This is a genomic window from Collinsella sp. AM29-10AC (genome assembly GCF_003469085.1).
Taxonomy (GTDB): Bacteria; Actinomycetota; Coriobacteriia; order Coriobacteriales; family Coriobacteriaceae; genus Collinsella.
In genome coordinates this window covers 169,798-187,785 of the sequence record NZ_QSKB01000001.1, presented here as the reverse complement: position 1 = coordinate 187,785, position 17,988 = coordinate 169,798, and the positions used below count along the sequence as shown (strand labels likewise).

Below are 17,988 nucleotides of genomic sequence, written 5' to 3'. Positions count from 1 at the left end.
ACTCCTCTATAGCTTTACAGACGAAATAGCCTGCGAGTCGTACTCCAGAGCAATCGGTTGCCAGACGAGGTCTTCGATGGTGCAGTTTAGGGTGTCTGCAAGCGCCAATGCCGAGGAAACCGAGGCGCGGCGTAGGTCGAGCTGGTTCTGCTCGTAGAGTTGTATGGCGCGAAGCTTAACCCCCGATTGGGCGGCGAGCTGTTTTTGCGTTAGTCCGGCAGCCTTTCGTGCCGCCTTGAGGCCCTTTTTGTCTGCCTGGGCGTTGTTCCATTTTTCGATGACAATCTGGGCGAATTTATCTTCGGAGGCCTCGTGGAGCGGATGGTACGAGCCGATGATCCAATCGAGCGGAGCGACTTCGAGTAGCTTATTAAAGCCCAAGCTGCTCATCCATTGCGTATAGGCCATAACCCACCCCGCCCAATACTGAGGCGAACGGTCGAACGGATAGGTCTCCCTACATCTGACGGGGGTCAGTCCCGCATGGGCGATAATATCGCGCGCGAGCTCGTCGCCCGCCATGCCGCAGACGACGCGAGGCATACCGCGCTCAAACTGTTTCATCTCAAGAGCGTTCGACATGATCGCCGTCAACTCGGCTGGAGTCAGCCCTTGGTCACAGAGAGCAAAATCGACCGCCTCGCCCAGCGTTCTCATTGCATCCTCGAGATACATCTCACTGTAGGCGTGGGTCATCGCCCGTCATCCCCTCTCGAATGATATCGACGATACGTATTCCCTCAAACGGGCTTTCGGCAAGGAGCTCCCGATACTGCGCCCTTGCCGCTTCATCTCGTTCCTTGGCCAATGGACCATACAGAGCTTGCTGCGCACGTTCAAATCCAGCAAAACGAATGCTCTTAAACGCACGCTCGCTTTTGAGCACAATCTGCTCCCCCAGGTTACCGAGCCTCATAGATCGTCCAAGCTGATCGACGGTGATCGTATTGTTTACAAAAGCTCTGGCATAGCTAAAGTACGAGTCGTCCGCACGCCACCCCCTTATTACGTCGCAAGTGCTCGTCCGAGGTAGAAAGTGATCATGGAGATATTCGCACGCCCCCGCGGCAATGGCGGTATCTTTGCGAAAAGAACGATGCTCAACGAGCAACGCTATCCAATGCAGGACGCAATATTGCGGCGATAGCAAGTCGAGAACTTTGAGATCGGCTATATCGAGTTCATAGCGATTCGCAAAGCCATCGGCATCGCGCGAGCATGCCCATTCCCTTGCAAGGTCGAGGCTCTCTGTGCAATAGAATCCCTGTCCATAGTCGTTATGGATTTTCCCCAGGCCAAGCTGGGGAGTCTCAATGATTTTCTGAGAACCATGCCACAGTTCCACGCGAGTCTCCTAACAGGTATCGCTCTAGCGATAGTATAACATACTATCGCTAGAGCGATACCTGTATTCAAATAGCAAGAGGGTGTCTGGAACCGAGTTTGAGTTCAATACTGGCTTCTAAGGCTCGCCGAGTCCGGAAGTATGCGACATAATTCAGACTTGCTGATCACGCCGGAGCACACTAACGCCTCGTCCTGCTTACAGAGCTTCATAGACACGCACATCATCTTGCTCGATACTTTTACGGAAGGGCAGCGCATGTGCTCTGGTGGGTTGGTGACGATATCAACCTATCGTCTAAGTTCCTTCTCGAGCTCATGGGAGAGTTCGTACAGCGTGCCGAACGTCATAGTGTTGCCGCATACTAGGCGCAAGTCAATATCGCTATCGGGCGTTTGCTCGCCTCGGGCAAACGAACCAAATAAATATGCTTCGCTGACGTCGTATTGAGCCAGCACGCGGGAGGCGACGGTGGATACGTCTGTAGGCGAAATCATAAGTATATTACCGTTCAACAGTAGAGCGTCAGGGGGCCAGCGCCGATACCCCCGGTCCGGCTTTTTGCCGTTCTGAAAGCTCAAAGATAAGCGGGGCGATTGATCTAACGAACTCGGTCAAGAAATTGAGGTCATCAACAGTAAATCCCTCGACGGTGAACCACTTGACCGTAGGCAAGTAGCATTCAGCGTGGTCAAAGCTAAAATCAACCGGACGCTCGACGGCTACACGAAGGGTCCCGTCATCTCGTGTTTCTGAGTAGGCAAACTGAGTGCCGTCGTCTAGCTGAACATAGCTCTATAGCATTGCTACCTCGTTTACGACTTTTAGAGTTAAAAGCCTGCCCCTAACGCTGGATGAATCGCACTAGTTACCCGACCCAAATACGTCATCTACAAGATCAGGCAAGTCTGTCCATACTTGATAGGCGACAACGTTGTCCGGATTCATTTCTCTTGCACGACGTTTATTATCCGTATTGTGCTTTGCGGCATTGGTCAAAGCTTGGTCCTTTTGCCATCAATCATTTCAAGATTTACAGACTTGAACTTAGGCATAGACGACCTCTTGGGTCGGTGGTCTTTAATGCGCCTAGGTCCGTTCTTTGTATTCCTGGCCAGCCCGTTATTCAGCATATAGCTCAGTATTCTCTTATGGCTTCTACTATCGTTGCCGTTTGAGAAAAAGCAACAGTCGGTTTGTTTCCGCCATGCAGCGTTGAGCGTTTCCGGATTTGAGAATTTGGCCACTACGACGACGATAACAAGAACGGTCGTTCCAACAGTGTCGTCCATGACGGCGATTTTGATAGAAGGGAAATCGTTTGTTGCTTTTAATGATATCCATGTTAAAAGTAACGTAGTCAACGAATAGGGAGAATTAAATGAGCGTGAACAAAGACGGCGGGATTTCAAATATCCAATCACTTTATTGCCAGGGATGCATCGAGGCTGCGGAGAAGATCATTTCTTACATCAGCCAGTTTGATATCGAAAGCGTTGCTTGCGCCGTATTCTGTATCAATTCCTGGCATGAGAACAGATCTTGTCAAACTAATGCATACGCACTCAACGCTGCATTACTCGCTGTCAGCGATTTTGGGACAAATCAAATCGCAGACTACGAAGAGTTCTCAAAATTTTTCACTCATGTTAAGAATACTCTTCCAACGCCAACCATATTTGAGGATGAGATCGTACCAATAATGGGACAAACCTTGATTCATTTTAAGGGTAAATGGAGGAAGGCGTTACACGGCTGTGGAGCTACGCTCGAATATCCAAGGCTTTGCTTCGCCGATGCCATTATTGATGAACCTCGTGAAATTAAAGAGTTTAATGAGTTGCTTGATTATGTCGACGCCATGTCTCAAGCGTTGGGAGGTGGAGGATGGGAGGGATCAAACTCGATTCCCGATGAAATGAAAATTCCGCCTTATGAATACTGGCACCAGACGTATAAATGGATGAATGCTAACCCTATTAGTCCCATTTCAGCCAACACCATAGCGGCAATACAAAAGTCGACAGACTATATTGAAAACAAGTGCTTTGTGATGAACGGTAGTAAACCGATTCCTTTATTCTGCCCTTCAATTCTCCAAGATTATATATCTCATATTATTAAGGATAAGCAGGCGGATGAGTATCGAAATGCCATTGATATCACCCTACTGAATCAGGCCCGATTCAATTATGACTCGGTTGAACAAAGGGGCAGCTCCGTTCTGACTTTCCCCCTCTTTAAATTAAACGGAGAGCCTATTGAAAGATGCCCAGCTACATTTTTAATCATCGACGGAGAAAACAGACTAGCGCTTTTTTACAATGCTGCCTGCGTCTGTAGTGATAGCGGGCTGGTGAATCTCAGGTCTCTCTTTAGCCAGGAAGAGAATGCTCTTGAGATTTTAGATTATCTCAAACACAATGGGCAGCGAAGAAAGCTCGTAGTCAGCCGGCCGAACACTCTCGAGTTCACGGTTGTTGCATATCACGATAATGTTGACATGAATTTAGGCTTCCGGACTGAGATGAGATCTGAAGTTGCCGACTATGACTGTGGCGCAGCGGATCTCATGGCCATCCTGATGGCTGCCAATAGCGCTAGCGAAATCTGCTCATTTTTCCATTCCGTAGCAACGTCTCCGACAACGTTGCTGAGTCCTTTTGTTGCGGCGAGCGATTATTTTATCGTTTGGATGGCCAACAATCGGCAAATTCTGGATGGCGTAGAGGACCGAGATGCAGGAATAACATTGGCCTTGGACTACAACGAAACTGACGGTTTTTTTGCAGAATATTTTCGCAATAGTGTTATAGATTTCCCCTTTGATCGTTGCGGAAAGTGGATTTTGGGCTCTCCGTATGCGTTCACCTTTAGAAAAAATGAGCGCGGCTTTATTGAGATCATAGGCAAAAGTGACCACCAGAGCTTTGGATTGACAAAGCGGCTTCTGGACATGAATGGCGAACCGTGCTTCATTCACTTGGGAGCGTCTATAGAGAGCGCAAGGGATGTGCCTCCCATGAATCTTGAGCAGGGTGCCTCCGTGCTGCCCCTGTTTGAGGATTTATTGATGTGTCTAGTATTGGATGCTGAGCCTGAGATTGCATCGCTGATTTCAGGAAAAGGTTATCTCGAACTTATCTATGTTATGCCCGGAGGTGCCGCGGCAAATTCTCTGCCCACGGTAGACGAACAGTTGGGTATTAAAGCGTTTTATACCGAAATGAAACACAGCACGGTGTTCTACAGCGTTGATAGTGAAATATTCATAAATGCCATTTCAAGAGCTCAAGACAGAAGCACTGAAATGCACTTTGCTTGGGGTATTCTTTCACCTGTCAGATGTAGCTATTCAGACGCCATGGATTCATTGGCACAAAAGTTAACGCATCTTGCACAAGGCCAAAAGATGGTAGATGCGGAAAGCCTTGCTCTTCCCTATATCTGGAGATATGGGATTGAAAAACCAGCTCTGACCGAGACCTCCAAAGTCGCTGCCTTAAAAGCAGTGGCGTATGCAATTGACGATGAAAACGTTAAATCCGGGCGCTATTTTGGATCCGCTGCAAATGATGTGATTAGAAAATTCCAGAAAGCGCTAAGCACGACATTTGAAAATAGGCTAATGCAATTCGATAGAAAGGATTTGCTGAAAAAATTCTACGACATCCTAGCGAATTCATCTCATACCTTCTATGTCAACACGGTTAGGTATGGCTCTTTTTCGAATCTGCAAGATGAAGAAGAGAAGAGGGTTTACGCAACGATTTTTGAACAAAGAGAAGATTCACGGTATGAGATTCGGGCTGCCAGGTTTTCAGTCGAGACGTTGCTTACCCTCTCTTCTCATGGAAGTCGAATCGCTAATTCAGACGAGGTTGCAAAACTTGTAGCTATTGGCGGCCAACTTCTCTCGGCATCTGAAGTTGCTGACATGCTAATGTTTGAGCCTAAGGGAATGGGTGTGGAAATTGCTGAAAACTGCGTCGCCACTTTAATTGAGGATGAAGGAATTCTTGAGGAAGCTCGCGCTCTTAAAAGCCGCCAACTCCGCGATGAGGGTCACGCTGGGTCAAATTCTACGGATGATGCGAAATATATCCAATTGGCTAAAGATGCTTTTGAGGAAGACACGGGCGTATCTTTCAATTGTTTTCTCGATGTTCTCAATAGTCTTGCGCTCGGCTGCCCTTCGAATTTTGAAGGGGATTACGCCTCGTCTAATGTCTTATCTATTGAAAGCTCGTCTTTGGCCAATTTCGTCAAACAAGATCTTTTGAACAACTATACCGATGAAACGATTGGCGATGCTCTTGATTTCCTCACGCTTGATAATGAAAAGTTAAAAGAGATAGACGGCAAGTCATACGATTATCTGCCTTTTGGTAATACAAAAAATCGCTTAAATAGACTTGAGCTGAAGCCCATTATCAATGATGACGGACAGTTTGTGTATTCACCGATTTGCATGGGTCTGCTTAAAGAACGATGGGTTCGTGGCTTAGCGGAAAGATTTTTGCCAGCGAAGCTCGCGTTTCCGTCATTAAATAAAGTTATGGAAAGCTGGAAGCATCTTTATGAAAAGGCGCTTGAATCAGATGTTCAGGATTGCTTTCTTAAGGCTGGGTTCCTACGCAAGCATGTCTATAGAGGAGTTGATCTTTGCAAGAAGGGGGACCATCCGCAATATCTTGGGGATTACGATGGCCTAGCGTATGCCCCAGTAACAGAAACGGTGTGGGTTATCGAGTGTAAAGAATTCGAGAAAATAGAATCCGCTTTTGATTACATGCAGCTTCAGCAGCGATGGTTTGGAAAAGAAGGGAAGCTGCTTAAATATGAGCGGCGGATAAAATATCTGCAGGAACATCTAGTAGAAGTGGCTGCAGATTTGGGCTTCAACCACACTGGAAAACTGCGAATACGCGCTTACCTTGTGAGCAATAAGCTATTCATGAACGTTCTTGGGCAGTCAAATTTTCAAGTTATTACGTTATCCGAACTTGGGTCTCTACTTGAGAATGAAAATGGAGCGTAAATAACCCGGATTCGTAGCCCGTGGGCTTGGTATTCGAATGAGGACAAGCGCCTGGATTGTGTCTCAGCAGCAATATGCGTTACCTAGAAGCGCTAATCTCAGTAGGAATAACATGGAGGGCGCGATAATCCAGTTGCTGTCACTGGTCTTTGGGAGCGCTGCCGTAGTCTTGGTAGCGGACTTGGGCTTGGATGGCGTGGACGCCTTGGTCATGGTCACCGTCGTTTTGGTGCCCGTTGTCGTGGTTGTCTTTAACGTGGAGGCCGCGGGCTTCACTGCAGGATCCGCACCGGGTTGTGCCGCAGCAGGGTCGGTAAAACCGGCAGGCTCACCCGTCCCACCGACAGGCACGTCGTTCCCGTCGGTCTCCCCCGCCGGCGTCGTGGCACCCTCGGGTTCAATCAACACATGCGCAGCCGACAGGTGTCACAAACTACGCGAACACAAGCGATCCGCTCGTGCACGCGACTCCGCTATCGGCACCGATCGCATCAAGCCACGAGACTTCGACGGAAAGCCGACAGCCAGCTGCGCCATCGCCAAGGCCTGCCTTCTGCAGACACACACCATAAACGCGCACGCCCACTCCGGGGCCGGCGCCGATGGCCGCGCCCGCGTAGCCGTTAAGCTCCAGATGGTCGGCATCGGCCCAGGCCCAGCCAGGGCCCGACACGCCAGGCTCGTAGTACGTCGCGCCCGCGATGATGAGGCTCTCCGCGCCCGCGGAATAAGAAGGCCCGCCCAGCAAAACGCATAGGCAGGCAATCGTCATTGCGCAGCAACATTTCCAACAAGATAGAACAAATTGGATGCCATTAGGTTGAAATCCGGATAGTTTTGGTGGTTTCGATATTAAGGGAATTATCGGAACAGCTCATCATGGCTGCCGGTGCGTTCAAAGAAAGCTACCTCTTCGTTTGATGACCATATAACAAGCCAGTCGCCAGAGTTTGCTACGTGACATTCGTTTCGCCCTGCCCAGTTGCCGCTTAGCCTGTGCATATTATGACGTCGCTTTAATATGTCCATTGACTCAGGTGTATTCTATAGCACCAGGTCAATTAGCTTTTGAAGCTCAGATAAATCCCATTTACGGCGCTTTGCTTTTTTCTTTAAATCTCGGGAGAAGGCTGCAGAGAACTCTGCGGTTAACGTGCTCATTGTGCCATCGCAGCAGCGATCAGATCGGCGCCATTGTCAAACCGTCCTTTTTTGCCAGATGCAAGAAAAGCGTCCCCCTCGCGAATGGCCTCAAGGCTTTCGGCATTGGGCTCCTCAGGGGCAAAAGTCAACGGGATGCGATGGGTGTTGACCATTTGCTTGAAGAACGCACGCGTCACGGACGACAAATCAAGTCCATAGTAATCAGCCACTTCCGCCGCCTCGCGTTTGAGGTCGTCGTCAACCCTGATGGTTAATGTTGAGCTTGCCATTTTTAGACCTTCCAATTGCGTGAGTGTACCCTTAGTATAACGCACATACAATAGTAGATTATGTAATTACAAGTAATTAACTATGCATTTGAGTTGTATGGCACGTAAGAATTTGCATGCGCGAAAATAGCAACGCTCCCTTTTCAGAAGCGTTGCCCTCAAAGCTTCAACAGAGTTCTTGTATTGCAGCTAAGTGCGTTGCGCCGCCTCAGCAGCGATATGCGGCGGCTAGAAGCGTTGTTCCAAGCAAGAAAAACGTAAAGGAGGCTGCGATCCAGTTGCTGTCGCCGGTCTTGGGGAGTGTCACAGTGGCAGCCTTGGGCTTGGGGACTTTGGCGACCGTGGTCTTGGTTACTGTCGTTGTTGTCTTGGTTGTTGTGGCCGCGGGTTTCAGCGCGGGATTTGCCGTGGACCCTGCGGTGGGCTGTCCGGCAGCGGGGCCTGCATCGGCGGGAGACTTGTCCGCGCTATCGCCAGGCACATCGACCCCGTCCGTCTCCCCCGCCGGAGGTGTGGCACCCTCGGGCTCAACCACCACACGCGGTGCCACCGCACCAGAGGCATCCACCACGCTACTGGCGCCAAAGGCCCCGCCAGCGGGCGTCACAAACCGTGCGGATGCAAACGACCCGCCCGTGCACGCAACGCCGCCATCGGCACCGGCCGCATCAAGCCAGGAGGCGTCGACGGAAAGCCGGCAGTCGGCCGCGCCATCGCCAAGCCCCGCGTCCTGCAGATACACGCCGTAGGCGCGCACGCCCGCTCCGGACCCGGCGCCCGCGGCAACGATGCGCCCGCCGCCGCGCACGGTCATGTCGCCCGCGATCACGCCGGCGACCGCCTCGTCCGTAATATCGGCCCCGTCCGCCCGGGCATCGACGGTGCAGCCGTCCACCACGAGCGCCTGCGAGACGTGGATCCCGCACTGCGAGCCCGTCGCCGTCAGGGTCCCGGTACCGCGAAGCGTCAGGTTGCCCCACACCTCCATGCCGCACAGCGTGATGTCCGCATCTGGCGCATGCGACTCCGTCACGGAGTTTTGCCCGGTAAGCGTCAGCACCAGGTCGCCTTCGGCGCCGATGGCCTCGCCCGCGTAGCCGTTAAGCTCTAGGTGGTCGGCATCGGTCCAGGTCCAGCCGGGTCCCGACACGCCCGGCTCGTAGTACGTCGCGCCTGCGATGATGAGGCTCTCCGCGCCCGCGGCATAAGAAGGCCCGCCCAGCAAAACGCATAGGCAGGCCATGGCAACAATCGCAATGTAATGACGGCTGGTGTAGGACTCGGCAGCAAACATACCCGCTCCGATCTTCGCAGGAGCCAATAGAATGTGCACCAGAAAATGCCCTGGTAGCAGCAGTTATTAGTTTAACGAGATCTAGCCGCAAACAAAGAAAATGCCCCTAAGCAGCGCCAATAATTAGGTGTAAATCGTTTTGCCAGTCGGTGAAAGGAGGGGCCATCTTGAGACTGAGTGCTTCGCGTGTATGTGGATGATCACATGCTCATCGCAAGACATCTTCTGTGACCTATTCCATGTTGGGCGGGTTGGCGGACTAGCAACGGACGGAGAATGGGGCTGCCATCTGATTTAATTGAAGATGTAACAGCATCAATATCGAACTTAAACAACGGAGAAGCACTAAATCGGAAACTGTTCTTGGCACAGTAATAAAGTAATAATTAGGTTCTTAACGACCAGCTGAAGAGAGCGGCGTCAAATTAATGAGTGAGGCAAAGTATGAAAAGCAGAACCATTGATCCTGAATTCGTGTCGAACAAAGAGTACTTTGACGCGAGCTCGGCTCTAATAGAAAACTTAAAGAAGCGTCGAATGGCTGAAAATAAATCAGTCATACCATTCATGAATGGGGATTTTACAGGGTGGGACCTATATTTAGCAGGAACCTGTGAATACAGTATGCGTATAGTTGACGGCCTAATATCAATGCTCCAAGCGCGTAATTTCGTTTGCGCGGCCCAGCTCCTAAGAGCCCAGATTGGCGTATGTATGAGAACATTGGCGCTTTTGGTATGCGAGGATATTGATGCTTTTATCAAAACTTTTTTAAGTAATGGACAAATACGCAAGCTTAAAGACCGCGATGGTAAAAAGCTAACAGACGCAAGACTAAAGGAGCTATTAAACCAATTTGACCCCACCGTTGCAGACAGCTATGACGAAGCATCAGGGATGACACATTATTCGGCTGCGGTGGTTAACGCTATGGCGATTTCCACTGGTGACGAGGTTGAATTTAATTTAGGAATGATCCCAAACGAAGAAATCAACTTTTCGTTGCTTAATTGCGGAGAGTTATGCATTCGTTACCTGGACTTACATTTATCAATGTTAAAGAAAATCATAGAGTCCGATGAATGGTATTACAGCCGTACAGAGATTGATTAACCTATGAGAATGTGATAAACCAGTTCGCTCGTAAGATGAGTAGGGCGTGGCGTAGCACTAAGTTCAGTATTGGAGACACCTAGGAAATATGGTTAAGACAAGAAAGCCGTGAGCACCGAGGCTCCGTCGGCTTTAGCCTGTCGTAGCCGCCCATTGCGAATCGTTGATCAGCCGTATTACAGATTTCTTGACGCCAGACGGGCTCGCTTCGGTTTGGGCGCTAAACCAACTATCTCGAAACTGCCCATGGCATGCAACGCTCACAACCTGTTTTAGCTTGCTGGCAGCGCCGCCGCTCATTCCAGAACATGATCCCGTTCGTTAGCTTCGATTGTTGGACCCTGGAACAGTCTGTCCTGCTTCGACAGTTCGAGGATACACATTGAATCCTGCGCATCTTGGGGTATCTGCGAAGAGTCAAGTTTCTCCTTGAGCACGGCAATAATAAACTGGCAGTTTATGCCATTTGCTATGTCGACAATTTTCTTCAGGTCTTCACCTTCGACGTTCTCGACGACGTCTTGGACCACGAATCGAGGCGCCTCTATCCTGTTGGCGATTGCGAACTCCTGATACGATAGGTCATAGACCGCCAAAAGGGACTTGCGCGTGCCGGTGCTTGATCCGTTGAGGTCGGTTATGGCCACCGGGAACTTATTCGTAGCGGTCGAATAAGTCAATATGGGCCTCTCCCCGTTAACGTCGTTTGCCATTTGTGTGAAGTAGCTATTGAAGGAGTTCATCATGTCCTGATGGCTCGAGACTGAGGACTCTCGTTCCTCACCGCCCTCGGAGAGATTTGCAATTTGACTTTCCAGCGTCTTTATACGTTTGTCGTAGCCATGCAACGTGCTAAGAACCTCGGAGTTTCTGCCCATCTCTTGGCGCAGGCGCATGCACTCTTCAAGAAGAGCTTCGTACTCGGTCATCGCCTCGCCATCAAGGAGCGAGAGATAGCGCGAGTTCTCAGCCGAGAAGTCTAAGAGCTTGGCCTGGACGCTTGCTCTTTCTAATTCAAGTTCAGCTCCGACCTCCAGGAAGTAGGCTATCTCGTTCTCGCAAAGCGCACGATTGAACTCGACCATGTCTTCAAACGTCTTATTCACCGAGGGAATCAGGAAGCATACCTCATCGTAGAAGTTACGCGAAAGCGATAGGTCTGCCTGCTTTGCCACTTCCTTTTTTGCACGCTCGATTGACTCGGCGTTGCGCCTCATCTTGAATTCAATCTCGGCCAAATCGGAGCGGAGTTCGGCATACAGGCTCCTTGCTTCCTCGATTGCATCCCTGTTTGCCTTGAACTCATCGGCATCAAGAATATCGTCAAGCCTGGACTCTACGCGCTGGCACTCGCGCTCCAGTGCCACGCCCACTTGAGCAAGTTGCTCCTCGTCGACGATGTCGGCAAGGCGCCTGTACTGCTTGGAAGATTCCTTAAGCTTGTTTAACTCCCTGTTAAGTTCCGCTAACCTTGCGTCAAGCTCAGAGTCCGAGATGTCGAATAGGTAATTGTAGACAGCCCTATAATCGGCGATAGAGGCCCTAGGCAACGTTCTAAGGAATGAATAATCGTCCCCGCTTAGTGAAACGCGAACGAAGGATTTGATGAGTTGGCGGAACGTGGGCCTACTAGAGCCCACTGCAAATAGGTTATCACCTAACAGCTCCCTGTATTTGGTCGCACTTACTTTCTCGCCGTCGAAGAAATACCGACCTCTCGGGAATAGCTCCACCATAAGCTCGACGCTATGGTTAGAAGGCATCTCGAGTGAGTTCACGAGGGTCATTTCGCCTACAACACGCTTTTCCTTGATGATGTCTCGCAACTCTTCATTGACGCTATTCGTCTCATCGTCCTTGTAGAGGCGGTCTCTACCGTTTGCACCGAGCAGCACGTCTATAAGCTTGAGGAACGTCGTCTTGCCAACCTTGTTATGTCTGTCTGATTCGAAAGCATCGACGATTAGGTTGGCCCCTTTGTGGAATACGATCTCACGCATGACACGACCATTTGTTGAATTCCGAAGTCTAACCGACCCTATGAACACGGAGCCTCCCCTCCTCTGTAGCCTCCACGCCTGCAACGAGGAACAAGAAATCGATGGCCATTAGAAAGAACTCGTAGGGAACCGCACCGCATCGTGCGGAATCGCAGATCCATCTGTATAAGTCGATCGATCCAGTTTCACCTGCAACGGAAATCCTCGAGTACGCCATAGCGGCAATGTAGTACACCGTCTTCACGGGGTCATTGTTCCTATCGATGAGAAGCACGACTCCCTATCCCTCTTCCCTTTCAGGTTTCACCAACACGATGCACCGCGAGACCCCACATGCCACAAGCGCTATGCAAAAGCTCTCGACGTCCTCCGTAGAATGGGTGTGAGCATCGTACTCCATATCATGTACGAGAGCATCCACGAGACGCTCTTTTATAGCGTCAAGCTGCGCATCCCCATTACCGACAACGAGTTCGCCGTCATCGTCGTAATCGGCAACGTCGTAGAATAAGTCGCCGAGTTTCTTAATTATCTTTTCGCTGTCGGGGAATTCCTTCATGGCTTCGCGAACCATGGCGTAATCGCCCGAATGGTTGCGTATAACATTCATGTATTTGCTTGCGTTGTTGAAACGTAATTTTTCATTCATGCGAATGGGGGCATCGAGCGAGAGCTCTGAATCAGCTTGCAGCGGCCCATTGTAAACGAGGGCGAGCAGATCATGTACCACGCTGTGGGTGAGCCCTTCCCTGTCGCAATGCCATACCATGATATTCTGGGTGTTGTTGTCACCCACGATTTGACCCGTCCCAACCCCCAACGAAGAAAGCTCGGTTGAACGAGAGTTACCAATTTGCATGCAGGTTCGCCTTGTTCTCCGAGCCCATGATTTGGCCGTTGCCGATACCGGAGGCATTCATAGTACTGCTCTGGAAAGAATCCCGCATCTTCTTGATATCTGACTTGACGGAGAGAGATATGACGGTAGCGACAATCGACACGACTGAGGCAACTATCCCAAGGATAAGGTTTAGCGTTTCCATTCTTTGACGATCCTTTTAGCCAAATGGGTCAAGCCTTACTTGCCTTCATGATGGGAGTTTCGGCGAGGACAAAAACGAACTCGCAGCCTCACATATTCGGCAGATGACAGGCCCTGCTTTTCACCAAGCATGTTAATCTTTGTTGACGAATTTCACAACTATAGCCAAGGCGCAGAGAAAAGTTGCGACGGTGGCAATCCTGCGTTTCCAATCCCACATGACAGCTAGGTCGCGCCTGATATACCCTTCGTCGATAGTGTCGGTGACGACCTAGGGAGCAGGGACTGATCTCATAACTGCCTTAGCGCTTGATAATTACTAAATCGGACAGCTTGGATATCGGGTGTTGATTCGGGGACCGCAAGGTCCCCGAATGCTATGCTCTTCCCAGCCAAACAGAGAATTTGCCCGAGCGCCCACCTGGTTTTTTGTTTGGCGACAATCCCTCCGGGTGGGCGTTCGGACGGATGGGGCAGATCCATATGGGAAGCGCGAACCCCTTTAGGGCGCTCGTGGCGGGCCTGACCTCCGACGACTTCCTGATGCTCAGAGAAGACGTCGACGAGAGGCACTGCCGCGACGAGGTCGGTGTCGGCACGCTCGCCGAGGCCGCAGCAGCCTATCGACCGGACCAGAAATGCCCGGGGTGCGGCGCTCTCGGCGCCCGGAGGGACGGCTCTATCGCTGTCGGCGTTCCGAAGTGGCGCTGCCGCTGCTGCGGTAGGAGGCTCAACTCCCTCACGGGCACCGTCCTCGAACACTGCCTGAACGCCGCTCCCCGTCTGGGTCTCCTTCATCATGCTCATGCGCCCCATCGTCCCCGTCGAGTGCGCGGCCGAGCTGTGCGGCGTCAGCCACAAGACGGACTTCGAGTGGCGGTACCGCGCGCTCGCCACGATAACCGGCTGCCAGGACCGGTTTGTACTGTGCGACACCTTCTGGATTGACGAGACCCACATGAACGACACAGACCCCTCCAAGGGTTACGAACAGGTGCATAAGCGTGGTCTATCCCGACAAAAGCCGTTCGTCTGAGTCGCCTTCGATGTCCATAAGAACCCTGTCGCGGTCGTCCTCGGCCACGGGAAGCCCAGCTCGGCGCGCGCAAGGAAAGCCATGGGCATCAGAATGTTGCCCGGGTCGCTGTCCATCCACGACCTTGAGTAGGCGCACAACGCGTTGGTCAGGGACGGCGGGCTCGAGAGCAAGGCACACAGGGCCGACGTGAACGACCCGGTCTACCTAGAGCGGATGGAGATGGCGAACGACCTGTGCTCTTGGCTCAAGCGCTACCTTTGGCGCTTCACGGGGATGTCGCCGCGGAACCTGCAGGCCTAGCTCGACTGGTACGTCTACCCCTTCCGGGTCAACCAGGCCAGGGACAGATGGAACCCGACCGAAAGGGCGGTGCGCCATATCCCGATAGCCGACGCGACTTACCGCAGCTTGGGGTAGGTGCGGTAAGTCGCGTTATCTAACCCATTGCATTACTAATCATCCCGTAATCCATCAATTCACCCAGCACCACATGGGGCCTGTTAATTTTATTTGGTGCTGAATCGCACCTCGTATGTTTTGCTGACATAGAGTCTTGTATGAATCGGCAAGAGCATTTTCTTTCTCAAAGAGATCTTTCCGTTGATCGGGCTCATGTAACTTTTCAGAAGACTGTTCAAGCGTCCATTGATATTCCCTTGCATTCTGGAGCATCTTAGTAAATAGAATCTGATACTGATACATTGAAAGCAAAAGGGATTGATAAGCTTCTATGAATTCGGCAATTGCCTCTCCACTCTTTCCCTTGAAGCAAAATCTCGCCTCCATGGCGAGCGATCTCATTTCATCAAGTTTTAAATGCAATTTGAGTTGAAGGTCGGCATCTAACACCTTATTAATTGAGGCTGAAATTGATTGCAGGTACGTGGTGTTAGTCAGCCATACAAATAGTAGGTCGATAGCCATTTGCGGTTCGTCATCATGTTCCAAGTTCTTCGCGTTTTTTGCGTAAACACTTATGAATTTATCGACGGTTATCCATATATTTAAACGTCGATTGAATAGAGACTGTTTATTACTGAGACGAGCTTGGTAACAAGAAATGAGCAATGCGATGATTGCCACAATCGCTGAGATGTACTCAGGTAGATTCCTTAGGTCCATTGTCTCCTCCTCCCTTGACACGTACTGCAGTGGATGATGTCTCCAGTTAAACAGTTGTCCACTTACACCTTCATCCTTGAAGTTCATCTGGAACAGCTTTCGAGTCTAATTTCAGTATTGGCCCTATTCTTGTTGCCACGGTTACTAACAATCGGTAATGAAAGCCGGCGTATCTTGCCATAGACAAACGCGGGGATATCTTTGGGTTACGCGTGGTTGTCGACTCAAGAAAGTTCAATCGAGCTCTCTGCAACCTCAATACCGGGTGCGTATTTCTCTATCAACGCGTTCAGAATCACGCGGTTGCCAGGTGTCATTTTTGGAGAAGAAACGATCTTCATTGATGAAAAAGCTTCATCGGAGATAGCAAGATCGTAAAAGGGCGGGATTCCGGGGTCGCATTTATCGAGCACGACATCAGTTGCTCTGAGAATCTGATCTAACCGAACGTTTATTACGGAATCGATACCTATGGGAACAGCCGTCAAGATATAGCGCCATTCTTTCTGATACGACCATGCAGTTGTTTTGTGAACTCCAAGTGCATTTAAATCAGCTACGAGTCCGCCGTTTTCAAATACGTTAATTACCTTTGGAAACAAAAGAGACTCATCATTTGTGTATTCAACCTCATGAAGAATCTCACGATCACGAGCCGTTTCAAAAAAGTGGTAATTCTTATCCCAAAAGTCCTCGAGGGGCAGATGAAGGCCATCAAATGAACCACCAGGGGCGTTCAAAACCGCTTCACTTGATAACATATGGAGGCTCTCATTTGAAACAGAATACTGCTTAAACGGATAGCTCTTCATCTGGATTCTTACTCCACATTCAGCTCCAGCATACTCGCGCCACATGGGGATGCTCTCCTCATCAGAAGAGGTCCAACAACTGACGAGTTTCATTTTTCCAAGATTTTGAGAGTCTGCTGAACGCTGTTCTTGTGGGTCGTCAACCTTATCTAACCGGCTGAACCTGATAGTTCGATTATGCAGAATCAAGGCCAGCGTATCTAGGCTTGCATAATGATAGAGAACGGCGGGTGCTTCCATGTTTGGCTCCTAGCTATAACAATGAGTCCATATCACTGTTCATCAAAATTTATAGACGCGATCGTCGACGCTCCAATGCCAATTAAGGCGGCGCACCTTAATCCTTGCCTTGCGAGTGCAAACGCGGAGATGGCCAGAGATGACCGTCGCTGGCATATCGCTTTCACACCCACAGCTCGATGATTGACGCACATGTGCACCACGATTTACGCCGTGCATGCACATCAGCGTTAAGCCCAATCGTTACCACAGCCCACTTCCAATGAAATGGAATAAGACACTACGAAATACCATAATTTCCCGAGCCATCAAAATGCAATCGCGAACCATTTCAAGCAAATAGGTGTTGCCTCGAGAATCGTTGGTCCCATCCTCACGCAAAGTGCGAATGAATTGAGTCGCGCAGTCGAAATCCGTCCGATTATGACTAAATGCATTGCGCAGAACGGGATTCCAACACTGCTTGATAAGGCCAGTAAATGAGCCCGTACCGACAGCGTTGAATCGCTTTGCCTTAGGGGCTACAGAAAGTTTGTCGAACGACTTTGCACCTAGGTCTACGCCTTTGGGCATGACATCGAACGCCCCGTTACATTCGATGTTGTCGAGCCCGATAAGCAGAACAAGCAGGCTGCCAATAAGCTCATATTCCCGACAATAAAGCTTCTCAATATCACTAGGAGTGCAGCAGAACGTACCGTACTTTTCCAAGTCATAGGCGTCTCCCGCCATAAGAAAAGTAAAACCGTTGAGGAGAACCGGATAAGATTCGGCTACGGAATCAAGAACTTCGTTGATTTCAGCAAGCAGCGACTTGGCAGTCATATTGGTTTTAAGGTAGTAACCTGCTAGGCCGGAAAGCGCCTCTGCCTCTAGACCAGAAACGAGTTTTTCGCATTCAACAGCGCGCTCATGCGCGTCGCTCCCTGCAATCATGGGGAGACCGAGCCAAGACATTCTCGCGATTCGGCTCAGCAAGGAAAAGTGTCGATTGTCCTCGCCTAACAGTTTGCGCTCGAATTCCGAAAGAACCTTATCCGCATAATCGTCATGCCCATCGCAATACAGTTGAAGAGCGGTCCTCAGGGTAGGCCAGTCTTCGCGGTAATAATGAAGACAATAAACCATATCGCTCACGTACTCGCTGAGTTCATCAAACGGAATCAGCCCAGAGGCTCTGATAAAGGGGCTTGTCATGCAGGCACAATTTTCTACAGATAATTTATATGACGGAAGCTCACCAGATAACTCCACCATAACTCTGGCGCAATCTAAATCTCCACCCATGGAGGCTACCGTGCCAGGGTCGAGATTAAAATCAATCAAAGCGCAGCTCGGGTCAAGGTGAACCGCTCCGTCGATGCGGTTCCGGCACTGCGGACACAAGTATCTAACCGGATAGTCATTAACAAATCCAGCCTGGACGCGCACACGATGCACGCATCCACATACTCCGCAAGTGACAAAGAAGTTCTTAACCACAAAGACCCCTATTCAACCTCGCTGA

16 protein-coding genes are annotated in these 17,988 nt (G+C 50.3%); 3 read left to right on the top strand and 13 right to left on the bottom strand.

Features of this window, described 5'->3' with window-relative positions:
• Nucleotides 1-6: 6 nt before the first annotated feature.
• The 3 genes from DW754_RS00840 to DW754_RS00830 form a co-directional block, all read right to left on the bottom strand.
• Entirely contained in the window at nt 7-696 is a 690-nt protein-coding gene (locus tag DW754_RS00840; RefSeq protein ID WP_099431747.1) for a helix-turn-helix domain-containing protein, read from the bottom strand.
• On the bottom strand, nt 677-1,345 hold the full coding sequence (locus DW754_RS00835; protein ID WP_117833457.1) for a DUF3990 domain-containing protein: 669 nt from the start codon (nt 1,343-1,345) through the stop codon (nt 677-679). The genes DW754_RS00840 and DW754_RS00835 overlap by 20 nt, the downstream gene beginning before the upstream one ends.
• 290 nt (nt 1,346-1,635) lie before the next feature.
• Nucleotides 1,636-1,842 (bottom strand): nucleotidyltransferase family protein, encoded by a 207-nt coding sequence (locus DW754_RS00830; RefSeq protein ID WP_117758071.1) that lies wholly within the window; start codon nt 1,840-1,842, stop codon nt 1,636-1,638.
• 884 nt (nt 1,843-2,726) lie between these two features.
• On the opposite strand from DW754_RS00830, the gene DW754_RS00825 reads away from it, so the two are divergent.
• Nucleotides 2,727-6,386, top strand: coding sequence for a hypothetical protein (locus DW754_RS00825; RefSeq protein ID WP_117758072.1), 3,660 nt, complete (start codon nt 2,727-2,729; stop codon nt 6,384-6,386).
• Nucleotides 6,387-6,819: 433 nt separating this feature from the next.
• On the opposite strand, the gene DW754_RS00820 is transcribed toward DW754_RS00825, so the two are convergent.
• The 4 genes from DW754_RS00820 to DW754_RS00805 form a co-directional block, all read right to left on the bottom strand.
• Nucleotides 6,820-7,158 carry a hypothetical protein gene (locus DW754_RS00820; protein ID WP_117758073.1) on the bottom strand — a complete coding sequence of 113 codons (339 nt, stop codon included), beginning with the start codon at nt 7,156-7,158 and terminating at the stop codon, nt 6,820-6,822.
• Nucleotides 7,159-7,247: 89 nt separating this feature from the next.
• The gene (locus tag DW754_RS11240; RefSeq protein WP_369832155.1) at nt 7,248-7,415 is read right to left on the bottom strand and encodes a type II toxin-antitoxin system YafQ family toxin; all 168 of its coding nucleotides are present in this window, start codon (nt 7,413-7,415) and stop codon (nt 7,248-7,250) included.
• A 128-nt stretch (nt 7,416-7,543) separates the two neighbouring features.
• Nucleotides 7,544-7,819 carry a type II toxin-antitoxin system RelB/DinJ family antitoxin gene (locus tag DW754_RS00810; protein ID WP_055310766.1) on the bottom strand — a complete coding sequence of 92 codons (276 nt, stop codon included), beginning with the start codon at nt 7,817-7,819 and terminating at the stop codon, nt 7,544-7,546.
• A gap of 208 nt (nt 7,820-8,027) precedes the next feature.
• Nucleotides 8,028-9,113 (bottom strand): hypothetical protein, encoded by a 1,086-nt coding sequence (locus DW754_RS00805; protein ID WP_117758074.1) that lies wholly within the window; start codon nt 9,111-9,113, stop codon nt 8,028-8,030.
• A gap of 537 nt (nt 9,114-9,650) precedes the next feature.
• On the opposite strand from DW754_RS00805, the gene DW754_RS00800 reads away from it, so the two are divergent.
• On the top strand, nt 9,651-10,226 hold the full coding sequence (locus DW754_RS00800) for a hypothetical protein (RefSeq protein ID WP_147336355.1): 576 nt from the start codon (nt 9,651-9,653) through the stop codon (nt 10,224-10,226).
• Nucleotides 10,227-10,522: 296 nt separating this feature from the next.
• On the opposite strand, the gene DW754_RS00795 is transcribed toward DW754_RS00800, so the two are convergent.
• From DW754_RS00795 to DW754_RS00785, 3 genes are read right to left on the bottom strand one after another with little or no spacing between them, the layout of a single operon-like run.
• A complete protein-coding gene (locus tag DW754_RS00795) occupies nt 10,523-12,226 on the bottom strand; it encodes a DUF2326 domain-containing protein (protein WP_117758076.1) in 1,704 nt (567 codons plus the stop codon).
• Between the two features lie 28 nt (nt 12,227-12,254).
• The gene (locus tag DW754_RS00790; protein WP_117758077.1) at nt 12,255-12,500 is read right to left on the bottom strand and encodes an ABC-three component system middle component 6; all 246 of its coding nucleotides are present in this window, start codon (nt 12,498-12,500) and stop codon (nt 12,255-12,257) included.
• A gap of 6 nt (nt 12,501-12,506) precedes the next feature.
• Entirely contained in the window at nt 12,507-13,085 is a 579-nt protein-coding gene (locus DW754_RS00785; RefSeq protein ID WP_233508825.1) for a hypothetical protein, read from the bottom strand.
• Nucleotides 13,086-14,067: 982 nt separating this feature from the next.
• Between DW754_RS00785 and DW754_RS00770 the strand changes: the two genes are divergently transcribed.
• Nucleotides 14,068-14,304 (top strand): hypothetical protein, encoded by a 237-nt coding sequence (locus DW754_RS00770; RefSeq protein ID WP_117758080.1) that lies wholly within the window; start codon nt 14,068-14,070, stop codon nt 14,302-14,304.
• Between the two features lie 474 nt (nt 14,305-14,778).
• Here DW754_RS00770 and DW754_RS00765 read toward each other — a convergent pair whose 3' ends face one another.
• The 3 genes from DW754_RS00765 to DW754_RS00755 form a co-directional block, all read right to left on the bottom strand.
• A complete protein-coding gene (locus DW754_RS00765) occupies nt 14,779-15,429 on the bottom strand; it encodes a hypothetical protein (protein WP_117758081.1) in 651 nt (216 codons plus the stop codon).
• Nucleotides 15,430-15,653: 224 nt separating this feature from the next.
• Nucleotides 15,654-16,481, bottom strand: a complete 828-nt coding sequence (locus tag DW754_RS00760) for a DUF2971 domain-containing protein (protein WP_117758082.1) — start codon at nt 16,479-16,481, stop codon at nt 15,654-15,656.
• Between the two features lie 243 nt (nt 16,482-16,724).
• On the bottom strand, nt 16,725-17,963 hold the full coding sequence (locus DW754_RS00755) for a hypothetical protein (RefSeq protein WP_147336356.1): 1,239 nt from the start codon (nt 17,961-17,963) through the stop codon (nt 16,725-16,727).
• Between the last annotated feature and the right edge of the window lie 25 nt (nt 17,964-17,988).

What these genes read in the sequence shown, in the direction of transcription:
- DW754_RS00840 (WP_099431747.1), bottom strand. Translation starts at nt 696, where the DNA reads ATGACCCACGCCTACAGTGAGATGTATCTCGAGGATGCAATGAGAACG.
- DW754_RS00830 (WP_117758071.1), bottom strand. Translation starts at nt 1,842, where the DNA reads ATGATTTCGCCTACAGACGTATCCACCGTCGCCTCCCGCGTGCTGGCT.
- DW754_RS00825 (WP_117758072.1), top strand. Translation starts at nt 2,727, where the DNA reads ATGAGCGTGAACAAAGACGGCGGGATTTCAAATATCCAATCACTTTAT.
- DW754_RS00820 (WP_117758073.1), bottom strand. Translation starts at nt 7,158, where the DNA reads ATGACGATTGCCTGCCTATGCGTTTTGCTGGGCGGGCCTTCTTATTCC.
- DW754_RS11240 (WP_369832155.1), bottom strand. Translation starts at nt 7,415, where the DNA reads ATGGACATATTAAAGCGACGTCATAATATGCACAGGCTAAGCGGCAAC.
- DW754_RS00810 (WP_055310766.1), bottom strand. Translation starts at nt 7,819, where the DNA reads ATGGCAAGCTCAACATTAACCATCAGGGTTGACGACGACCTCAAACGC.
- DW754_RS00805 (WP_117758074.1), bottom strand. Translation starts at nt 9,113, where the DNA reads ATGTTTGCTGCCGAGTCCTACACCAGCCGTCATTACATTGCGATTGTT.
- DW754_RS00800 (WP_147336355.1), top strand. Translation starts at nt 9,651, where the DNA reads ATGGCTGAAAATAAATCAGTCATACCATTCATGAATGGGGATTTTACA.
- DW754_RS00795 (WP_117758076.1), bottom strand. Translation starts at nt 12,226, where the DNA reads ATGCGTGAGATCGTATTCCACAAAGGGGCCAACCTAATCGTCGATGCT.
- DW754_RS00785 (WP_233508825.1), bottom strand. Translation starts at nt 13,085, where the DNA reads ATGCAAATTGGTAACTCTCGTTCAACCGAGCTTTCTTCGTTGGGGGTT.
- DW754_RS00770 (WP_117758080.1), top strand. Translation starts at nt 14,068, where the DNA reads ATGCTCATGCGCCCCATCGTCCCCGTCGAGTGCGCGGCCGAGCTGTGC.
- DW754_RS00765 (WP_117758081.1), bottom strand. Translation starts at nt 15,429, where the DNA reads ATGGACCTAAGGAATCTACCTGAGTACATCTCAGCGATTGTGGCAATC.
- DW754_RS00760 (WP_117758082.1), bottom strand. Translation starts at nt 16,481, where the DNA reads ATGGAAGCACCCGCCGTTCTCTATCATTATGCAAGCCTAGATACGCTG.